The 9030-nt window shown below is 56.8% G+C and carries 6 protein-coding genes; 3 read left to right on the top strand and 3 right to left on the bottom strand.

Annotated features, from left to right (window positions below):
- From ABX749_RS11930 to ABX749_RS11920, 3 genes are all read left to right on the top strand, one after another.
- Positions 1 to 616, top strand: a 616-nt coding sequence (locus ABX749_RS11930; RefSeq protein ID WP_372896179.1) for a DegT/DnrJ/EryC1/StrS family aminotransferase, incomplete at its 5' end; no start/stop codon positions are given.
- Positions 617 to 660: 44 nt separating this feature from the next.
- Positions 661 to 2970: a tetratricopeptide repeat protein gene (locus tag ABX749_RS11925; protein WP_372896178.1), complete on the top strand. Its 2310-nt coding sequence runs from the start codon at positions 661 to 663 to the stop codon at positions 2968 to 2970.
- A gap of 344 nt (positions 2971 to 3314) precedes the next feature.
- Positions 3315 to 5720, top strand: a complete 2406-nt coding sequence (locus tag ABX749_RS11920) for a Calx-beta domain-containing protein (protein ID WP_372896177.1) — start codon at positions 3315 to 3317, stop codon at positions 5718 to 5720.
- Positions 5721 to 5781: 61 nt separating this feature from the next.
- Here ABX749_RS11920 and ABX749_RS11915 read toward each other — a convergent pair whose 3' ends face one another.
- The 3 genes from ABX749_RS11915 to ABX749_RS11905 form a co-directional block, all read right to left on the bottom strand.
- Positions 5782 to 6648: an XDD4 family exosortase-dependent surface protein gene (locus ABX749_RS11915; RefSeq protein WP_372896176.1), complete on the bottom strand. Its 867-nt coding sequence runs from the start codon at positions 6646 to 6648 to the stop codon at positions 5782 to 5784.
- Positions 6649 to 7445: 797 nt separating this feature from the next.
- Positions 7446 to 8378 carry an integron integrase gene (locus tag ABX749_RS11910; RefSeq protein WP_372896175.1) on the bottom strand — a complete coding sequence of 311 codons (933 nt, stop codon included), beginning with the start codon at positions 8376 to 8378 and terminating at the stop codon, positions 7446 to 7448.
- Positions 8359 to 8805: a hypothetical protein gene (locus ABX749_RS11905; RefSeq protein WP_372896174.1), complete on the bottom strand. Its 447-nt coding sequence runs from the start codon at positions 8803 to 8805 to the stop codon at positions 8359 to 8361. Before ABX749_RS11905 ends, ABX749_RS11910 begins: the two co-directional genes overlap by 20 nt.
- Positions 8806 to 9030 lie beyond the last annotated feature (225 nt).

The raw sequence follows: 9030 nt of genomic DNA, 5'->3' as shown, positions 1-9030 counted from the left end.
CGATCAGATGGTTGGCAACTTTGGTGACTGTGAAGTGTTCAGCTTCCACGCCACCAAGTTTTTCAACACGTTCGAAGGCGGAGCGATCACGACCAACGACGATGCACTGGCGGAGCGACTGGCGTTGATCAAAAATTTCGGATTTGCCGGAATGGACACCGTCGTCGATCTGGGCACGAACGCAAAGATGCCCGAAATTTGCGCCGCCATGGGATTGTCGCTGTTGCCGTGCTTGGATCAGCTTCTGGAAAGGAACCGACACAATCACCAGCTCTACCGTGCACACTTGGACGGGATTCCCGGGTTGCGGCTGTTGACGTACGACCACCTTCAACAGACCAATTGGCAGTACGTGGTCATCGAAATCGACGAGAGTCGCTTTCGCGCCAGCAGAGACGAATTGGTGGCTCAGTTGCACGCGCAACAGATCCGCGCCCGTCGATACTTTTATCCCGGCTGCCATCGGATGGAGCCCTATCGGTCGATGGCTCGCAATCAAAATTTGACACTACCCCGCACCGAGACGCTTTGCAATCGCGTGATCTGTCTGCCGACCGGTTCGGCGATTGACGAATCAGACATCGAACGAGTCTGTCGGGTGATCCGCGGATATTAAGGTCCAGCCTTCTCGCCCCCCTTTTCATTTGGATTTAGGTCACGATGGCACGCAGCAAACCCAAAAGCCCGAAACGACGAAGGCCGCGACCACGCCCGCCACAGCGGCCCGTTAACGACACGCAAGCACTCGCGGCGAAAATTGACACCGCATTAACGCTGCAGAAAGCGGGGAATCTGGAACAGGCCAAGCAATTGTATTGCGAAGTGCTGAGCGTGGACCCAAACCACTCCGATGCCTGGCATCTGCTCGGCATGACGCTCTACTCCGCAGCGGCCTATCCGAGTGCGCTGGAGTGTTTGGAAAAGGCGCATGGGCTGCTGGGCGATAACCCGGAATTGATGAGCCATCTGGCGCTGGTGTATCACGCGCTCGGAGACCTCCAGCGGGCTCGGCAAATGCTCAGCCAGCTCGTGTCAGTTGATCCAAACAATGCCGACACACGCAACAACTTCGGAGTCTTCTTGTTGGAACTCGGGCAATTGGAACAAGCCGAGGAGCAGTTTCAGCATGCACTTCGGATCAATCCGGGTTCCGAACAGGCCTCGATGAATTTGGCAAACTGTTGGGTCCGGCAGAATCGACTTCACGACGCCGAACAGATCTATGATGACCTGCTGCGACGCAACGGAGACAACCTCGACGTCCTGGGCAATCTCGGTGAATGCTACCGCCGCCAGTGCAAATGGGAGCAGTCACTGGAGTTGCTTCAGCGTGTGGTACGGGCCCGTCCCAGCGATGTCGTTTCCAAGTTGACGCTCGCGCGGACGCTGGTGAATCTGGGGCGGCTTGACGAGGCGGCCGAGCGTTTGGAACAGCTCATCGCGGAGTTTCCCCACTATCCCAAGGCGCACCATTATTTGGGGACCGTGTCGCTCACTTTGGGCGATGTCGCGAAAGCGGAGTCGGAGATTCAAGTTGCCTTGCAGCTCGACCCGGCGGACGCACACGCGCTCTGCTCGCTGGGGTTCGTCTATATCGAAACCGACCGGCGTCGTGAAGCGGCCGAATGCTTCGCCGAAGCTGTCAAGCTCGATGCCCGCATGAGCGGCGCGCATGGCTGTTTGCTGTATTTGATGAGCGGCGATCCCGACATCGATCCAAAGCAACTGTTCGAGGAACACGTCCGCTGGGGCGAGGTGCATGGAAACGTCCAGCCGCTTCAGCGCCACCTCAACGTACGCGATCCGAACCGAAAGCTGAGGATCGGTTACGCGTCGGCAGACTTTCGCGAGCACGCCGTCACGGCGTTCTTCGAGCCGCTGTTGAGTCTTCGCGACCGATCAAAGTTCGAAGTCTATTGTTATTACGAGTCCGGTGTGGAAGACCACGTGACCGGACAGTTAAAGTCGCTTTCAGATCATTGGCGCGTGACACTCGGTTACTCGGACCAACAGGTGGCACAGCAGATTCTGGATGATCAGATCGATATCATGGTGGATCTGGCCGGACACACGTCGGGGAACCGATTGCCCGCGCTGGCCTATAAACCGGCGCCGATCCAGATCTCCTGGCTCGGTTATCCCAACACCACGGGATTGAAGGCGATCGACTATTGCCTGACCTGTGACGTGCAAAATCCCGTCGGCGAGCCCACGTTGCACACCGAGGAACTAATTCGGATTCCCGGTGGATCGTTTTGTTTTGCACCGCCCAAAAACGCTCCCGAATTGTCATCCTTGCCTGCCCGCCGCAACGGTTATGTGACGTTCGGATCGCTGCACCGACCGTTCAAGATCTCCTCCTCGACGCACGATCTGTGGGCGGCTGCCTTGAAGGCCTGTCCCAACGCAAGATTGCTCGCGTTCAACACGCGGTTCAACGACTCGTTGAAGCGGGAATTGATCAGCGCGTTGGTTCAACGTGGTATCGATGAAAGTCGAATCGAAGTCCGCAGCACCTATCGCGGCGAGTCGTATTTAGAAACGTATCACGAGATCGATCTCGGCCTCGACACGACTCCGTGGGCGGGCGGGACGACGACGATGGAGGCCTTGTGGATGGGGATTCCGGTCGTCGGCTTTTATGGTGCCAACCGACCCTCGCGGGGCACCGCGGGGATCGTTCACCACCTCGGCAAGCCGGAGTGGATTGCCAAGTCAGTCGACGATTATGCGTCCTCCGTTGGCCGACTCGCCAGCGACCTCGACGAGCTGGAACATCTGCGTGGTACGCTGCGCGAGACGACGCGGCGGACGATCGCAGACCAACAGCGTTTCGTCACCGAGCTTGAGAAAGCGTATCGCCAAGCCTGGAAACGCTGGTGCGACCAACAGCCCGCACCCGCAATCACGTCGGCCATCCCGGGGGCCGAAACGACGTCGCACCATACATCCGGTGGAATCTATTCTTAGGTCCCCCTGCGGATAGTGCCTGGTTCCACCTTGCTTCGTAGGCTTGATTGGTCGGTTTGGGTGTTGCGACGCACTGGCGTTGCGAAGATTGCAGGGACTCTGTAACGTCGCCGATCGGTCGTTGGAAACGATGGCGGCGGTTTTGCGGGGAGGTACAAGTCCCCTCTGCCGACGCCAGCGACAAAACGTCGAACCATACCAAATTTGAACGAAGCACTGGGCGGAAAGGTGGCGTAGAGTTTCCATCGGCGAGACGAGGGTTGGCAGCATTGAATGCCCAGCTTAAACCCGTCGCCGCTCTCCTCTACATTTTGCCCGGCTCGTACTTCTCTCCTGATGGGCTCATGATGCGAAACCGTAAACGACGCAACACACAACGCCAACGTGTAAGAACAATCCGCAGCCGTCGAGTTGAGTTTCAAACGTTGGAAAAACGCATGGTGCTCAGCGCCAACTCGTTGCTGCAGGTCGAGCATTCTGGCTCGGACTATCACGACGACGCCGATGGGAATGTCTATCACTCGCTTCCGCTACCAATCCATGAGTTGGAAGGGGTCACCGAAGCAACCGGCGAGTCAAGCTTGGCGGCTTCCACTTTAGAAGACACCTTTCGCCTACACAGCAATCCCGGTGCGTCCAAAACGATCTATTTGGATTTTGACGGGCATATCACATCGGGCACATCGTGGAATGGTTTTAACGGCGGTGCTGACATTGTGTCACCTGCCTACAGCTTCACCGGCGATGCATCGTTTGATGATGCCGAGCTATCAAGGATCCACGCCATTTGGCAGCGCGTCGCAGAGGACTTCATTCCGTTTGATGTTGACGTGACAACGGAAGAGCCCTCTCTGGATGGATTGGTCAACAGCGGTTCGGGCGACACGGCGTGGGGAGTTCGTGTCGTCGTCGGCGGAGACGGATCTTGGTATGGAAATGCCGGCGGCGTTGCCTACGTCGGATCCTTCAATTGGAACAGCGACACACCTGTTTTCGCATTTGAAGATGTGTTGGGAAATGGCAACGAGAAATACACCGCTGAAGCGATCACACACGAAGCGGGTCACGCTCTGGGGCTGAATCACGACGGTCGAACTTCGCCGTCGGAGGGTTACTACCAGGGGCACGGCAGCGGCGCCACAGGGTGGGCACCGATCATGGGCATCGGCTACTACAAAGAACTGACCCAGTGGAGTCGCGGTGAATATGCCTATGCCAGTAACACCCAAGATGATTTAGCCATCATCACTGGAAACAACGGGTTCGGATATCGAGCCGATGACCATGGCAACACCACTTCGACCGCTGCGGTGTTGTCGGTCGATCAAGGCTCGGTGGCCCATTCGGGAATCATCGAACGCAACGATGACGTCGATGTCTTTACCTTCCTCACCGACGCCGGCGATGTCAGTTTTGATGTAGCACCATTTGAACGTGGTCCCAACCTTGATATTTATGCCGCGCTGCTCGATGCCAGTGGGGCGTTGATCGTCGCGTCCAATCCGATCGGCTCGCTGTCAGCGACGCTTTCGGCAACCTTGGCGGCCGGCCAATATTTTGTCCAGGTGAGCGGCGCCGGACAGGGCGATCCGGCATCGACGGGCTACAGCGATTATGGCAGCCTGGGTTCCTATTCGGTGAGTGGTTCGCTGGTGCAGACGAACGCCGGATATCTGAGCATTGCCGCCGCCGACGCCGATCAAACCGAAGGTGATTCCGCATCCAAGGCCTTCACGTTTGTGCTGACGCGTAGCGGTGAGACGTCTTCCGCAGCAGAAGTCGACTGGTCTGTCAGCGGTAGCGGTGCGTCCGCGGCGGACACTGCTGATTTCATCGGCGGCGTCTTCCCCAGTGGCATCGTCACGTTCGCCGCCGGCGAGACTTCCAAAACCATTACGGTGGAGGTGTCCGGGGATACGGATTCCGAGTCGGATGAATCGTTCACGGTCTCGCTTTCGACTCCGACGGCGGGAACACTGCTCGTCACCTCGACCGCCCAAGGGATGATTCGCAATGATGACGCCGCTCCCACTCCGCCCGGAATCACGGTCACCCCGATCACCGGACTGACGACCAGCGAAACCGGTGGTTCGGCGACGTTCAGTGTGGTACTCGACTCGGCACCAACGTCTGATGTGATGATTGCAATCTCATCCAGCGATGTCACCGAAGGGGTCGTCGATCAAACCATGTTAACCTTTACGCCTAACGACTGGTCGACCGCGCAGACGGTCACCGTGACCGGAGTCGATGATGCGGTCCGCGACCGCAACATCGCGTACGTCATTCAAACTGCAGCCGCGCAAAGTAGTGACACCGCATACAACGGTCTCGATGCCGATGACGTCCAGGTCACCAACCAGGACAACGAAAAAGGCAGAGGCGGTGGTGGGGGCACCGACGGAGGAAGCGGTGGCGGTAAGGGCAAAGGCAAGAACAAAGCGCCGGCGGCCGCAGGCGCGGTCGCCGCGAACCGCTTGGCGATCGCAGCGATCAGCTCGATCGATGTGTCGTCATCAAGCCGTTCAATGTCCGATGGGCAAGACGGCTTGGAAGATCGTGTGCCCCAAGAGCGGGTGGAGCATGTCACGTTGAGAGCGGTTCAGGTCACTCAACCCGCGCAGTCATTCGAGCAAGGGCCCGCGGATGGTGTAAACGATTCCAAGGAAGAGACGCCAACAACCAAAAAAGAATCGAGCCTCTCTTTCGAACGACTCGATTCCGTTTGGAGATTATTCGGTCACGAGTGAAGCAACCAAGTATCTACACTTTTGAGGGTTGTCGTTGGGTCATCGTCAAGATTGGTGATAATCACCGAGTGGAAAAGTTGGGCGTATGGGATTTGCGACGGCGTCTCACCACGCCACAGCACAACAATCCTGCGAGCAAAATGGTGAACGATGCGGGTTCCGGAACCATGTTGGGTGGAGGCGCTTGTCCAGGGACCATCCCGTAAACGCCTGCCGTTTCAGATCCGTACGTGAACACAACGTTCTTGATATCGCTCAAGTTCAACGTGCCTACAACATCTAAAGTAATGATCACCGTGTCTCGCACGCTTGGGCCGGTATATGTATCTGGCGTCGGATCATCGGGAATCAATCCCCAGTCTCCACCGTTGACCGATTTCCAATTGTTGCCGAAACCGTCGGTATAATTACCGAAGTTCGTGCTGCCGTCGAATCGTGCCAGCTGGTTGCCACTGTTGAAGGCCGTCGACGAAATCCCGTAATCGAATACCTCGGTGAAACCAGCCGGCTGAACATTCTTCCCAAACATCCACCCGCCCGAGATGTCTGTAGAATCTGGTCCGGCGGGCGTAAATCCATTGATGATACTCGAGCCAGTCTTAACTTTGACGCTTCCGCTGCTTGATGTTGGGGTGACTAAAGACCAAGTCGTTGAGTCGAAAACGTTAAACTCGAGATTTGTCAGTCGAGTGATATTTCCCTTCCCGTCAGTCGCGGTGTTTTCGAGCTCGATCTTTAGCAAACTGCTGCTTTCGGCCGTAAACGTCGCACGAGCCGATACTGACTTGTTGTCAGGTCCCACCGTGCTGTTGAGCGGGGTTTCGTAGATTATTCCTGCTTGAAGCGAACTTGTGAGACCCAGGCACAAAGTGGTTGCAACTGAAAACGCAGTTGCGCGTAGATGTCGACTTTTTGTTAAGAATTTCATCTGAACTCGTCCCCGTGAAAGAATCATGTGATGGTTTGGCTACGACTCAACTCGTAGCGTTCAAATGGGGACCTTCAACAAACAGATGGGAATCCAATCGGGCAAACGGGCCTCCGCAATGCGAGCCGTCCTACGGGCGATTCGCTGCTTAAGCAGGCACTCGGGATGCGCCTTAGCGGCAACATTCTGGTGCGACTGATCCAATGCTGCGGTCTGAGACATCCCCGTCGCAGAGTTTGGAGATCGGATGACCGCAGAGGTTTGGGAGGCGTCCTCAGATACAACCGTCCCGTTAGTCGGCAAACACGCCAATGACTGGCTATCTGAAACGATCAAGCCAGCCGACGCGTGATCGGCGGTGATCGCTGAAAGAAACAACATCGATACGAGTAGAACAGAGCGCATCGCACACGGTGAGGCAAACACACTGCGTCTCTCCCGCTCCCGTTACCGCCAAGCAGCAACATGAGCGTGAGTGAGTCCCGAGCTTTCCAGATCGCTCCCAGCGACTTTTTGTCTGCCCCAGGTGGAAGTCGGTTGGTCTCCAAGGTAGGGGATGGGGGGTGGTTGGCAACACCTTTGTTTTCAAAATTCCTGAACTTTTTTGAACTACTGTGCAAAAGAGCATCTACAGTGGTTCTCCATTTTCCCCAGGTTTCCTATACTCCTGTTTCTGGAGCGATCACAGCGACCCGTTACCGTCCGCGGGTGCTTAGAACCGGGCCGTTCCAAGTCGCGTCACGCCACGTTTCCCCCATACCATCGCGAATCCTTCGCGGACGACGCGACCGTCCACACTACTGATGGATCAAGCGTCTGAAGAACCCCTGACCGCGAGGCCGGCGCAGCATGGCAAGCACGGACGCCCTGACCCTGTCGAGCACTCCGTCTGCACCACTGGGAATGGCCGTTGCGCACTCGCCGGAGAGCGTTTCGTCAGGGGAAAGGGAGGGGACGTCGGTTTCCGCCTGACCGCGGAGGCCAGTCTCATCACTCGCCAATGGCTCTGGTTGCGGGGCGTGTAAATCACCACCCTGGGCAGGCCCTGCAAGCTGGGGTCGGCCTCCTTCCGACGCCCCGTTTGTCTTTTCCGCGTTCTGCAACTCGTGCAAACGATCGAGTGGGCTGACGACGTCCTTCTCGGCGTCGTTCAAGCAATGCAGATAGATCATCGTTGTCTTGACGTCCTTGTGCCCCAGCAGTTCCTGGACTTGGCGGATGTCCGTATTGTCCTGCAACAATTGCGTTGCGAAACTGTGGCGGAACGCATGCGATGTGATTCGCTTCAGAATCCCGGCACGCTCGACCGCTGGCTTTAATCGAGACGGAAAGGTGCCTTCATGCATGTGATGACGGTGCATTCGACCGCTACGCGGGTTCTTGGATCGTTGACGAGAGGCGAACAGAAATTGCCATCGCAGCTCCTTGTGCGCGTTGGGATACTTGCGATCGATCGCGCGAGGCAAGTACACCGATGCGGCGCCCTCGGCCATATCTCGGTCGTGCAGCGATTTTCGCCAAGCCAATTGCCGGCGTAATCCATCCACCGCAGTGTCCGGCAGCGGCACCCGCCGATCTTTTTTGCCCTTGGAATCGCAGACGATGATCAACTTCTGGTCGAAATCCAAATCCTTCACACGCAAGCTCAAGCATTCACTCAGCCGTAACCCGGCACCGTACATCAGCTGCGCCATCAGCAAATATACTCCGTCAAGTTGCTCCAACAACACTGCAACTTCTCGGTGGCTCATCACCACCGGTGTTCAGACGCATTGTCCGACGCATCTGCTGAATCACCGGGGCCTCTGTGGCGTCGATCTGCCCGACAATTTCGTTCATTTCGGGGCCCGATAGCTCTGCCTGACGCTCCGAACTCGCCTTGTAACGCAATTGCGCCACGATCCGGTCCAGTCGCTCACCGCCATCCCGGTGAAAACGTTTCTGATAGTCCCAAAGCGCCTCAGCGATTTTCAATCTCTTCCAAGCCGGCGCGCCATTCTTTTTGCGGTCTATTAGGAATTCGATCACATCGGATTGACGAAATTGCCAACCCGCATTGGCTCCCGCACCATGAAACTTGGCAAGTTTTTTGTGCCAAATCAACGCCCAGTCGGGCTTGCCAGACTGCTGCATCCCACCGCCATTCTGCGTCGCCATCGGCCCATTCCCCCTCTGCGAAACCGGTTGGTAAGCCCGCTGCAGACAGTTTTTCTCCACGGAGGGGGTTGGTCAACCCTATCGGGTTGCAATTCTGACGAAAAACTGGATAATTGGGTGACAACTTATCGCCGACCCGCGGATAAGGCCGTCAAAAACTTATCCACCCGAGGATAAGGCGGCAGATAAGCCCCCCACCGCGGGCGACCAGGTAATAAACAAGTT

Origin of the sequence: Stieleria sp. (genome assembly GCF_041595215.1) — a bacterium.
Lineage (GTDB): Bacteria > Planctomycetota > Planctomycetia > Pirellulales > Pirellulaceae > Stieleria > Stieleria magnilauensis.
The sequence above is the reverse complement of the archived record's forward strand: the minus strand, read 5'-3'. Positions and strand labels throughout refer to the sequence as shown.

Bases quoted from the DNA above. Each gene is read 5' to 3' on its own strand.
- ABX749_RS11925 (WP_372896178.1), top strand. From the start codon at position 661: ATGGCACGCAGCAAACCCAAAAGCCCGAAACGACGAAGGCCGCGACCA.
- ABX749_RS11920 (WP_372896177.1), top strand. From the start codon at position 3,315: ATGATGCGAAACCGTAAACGACGCAACACACAACGCCAACGTGTAAGA.
- ABX749_RS11915 (WP_372896176.1), bottom strand. From the start codon at position 6,648: ATGAAATTCTTAACAAAAAGTCGACATCTACGCGCAACTGCGTTTTCA.
- ABX749_RS11905 (WP_372896174.1), bottom strand. From the start codon at position 8,805: ATGGCGACGCAGAATGGCGGTGGGATGCAGCAGTCTGGCAAGCCCGAC.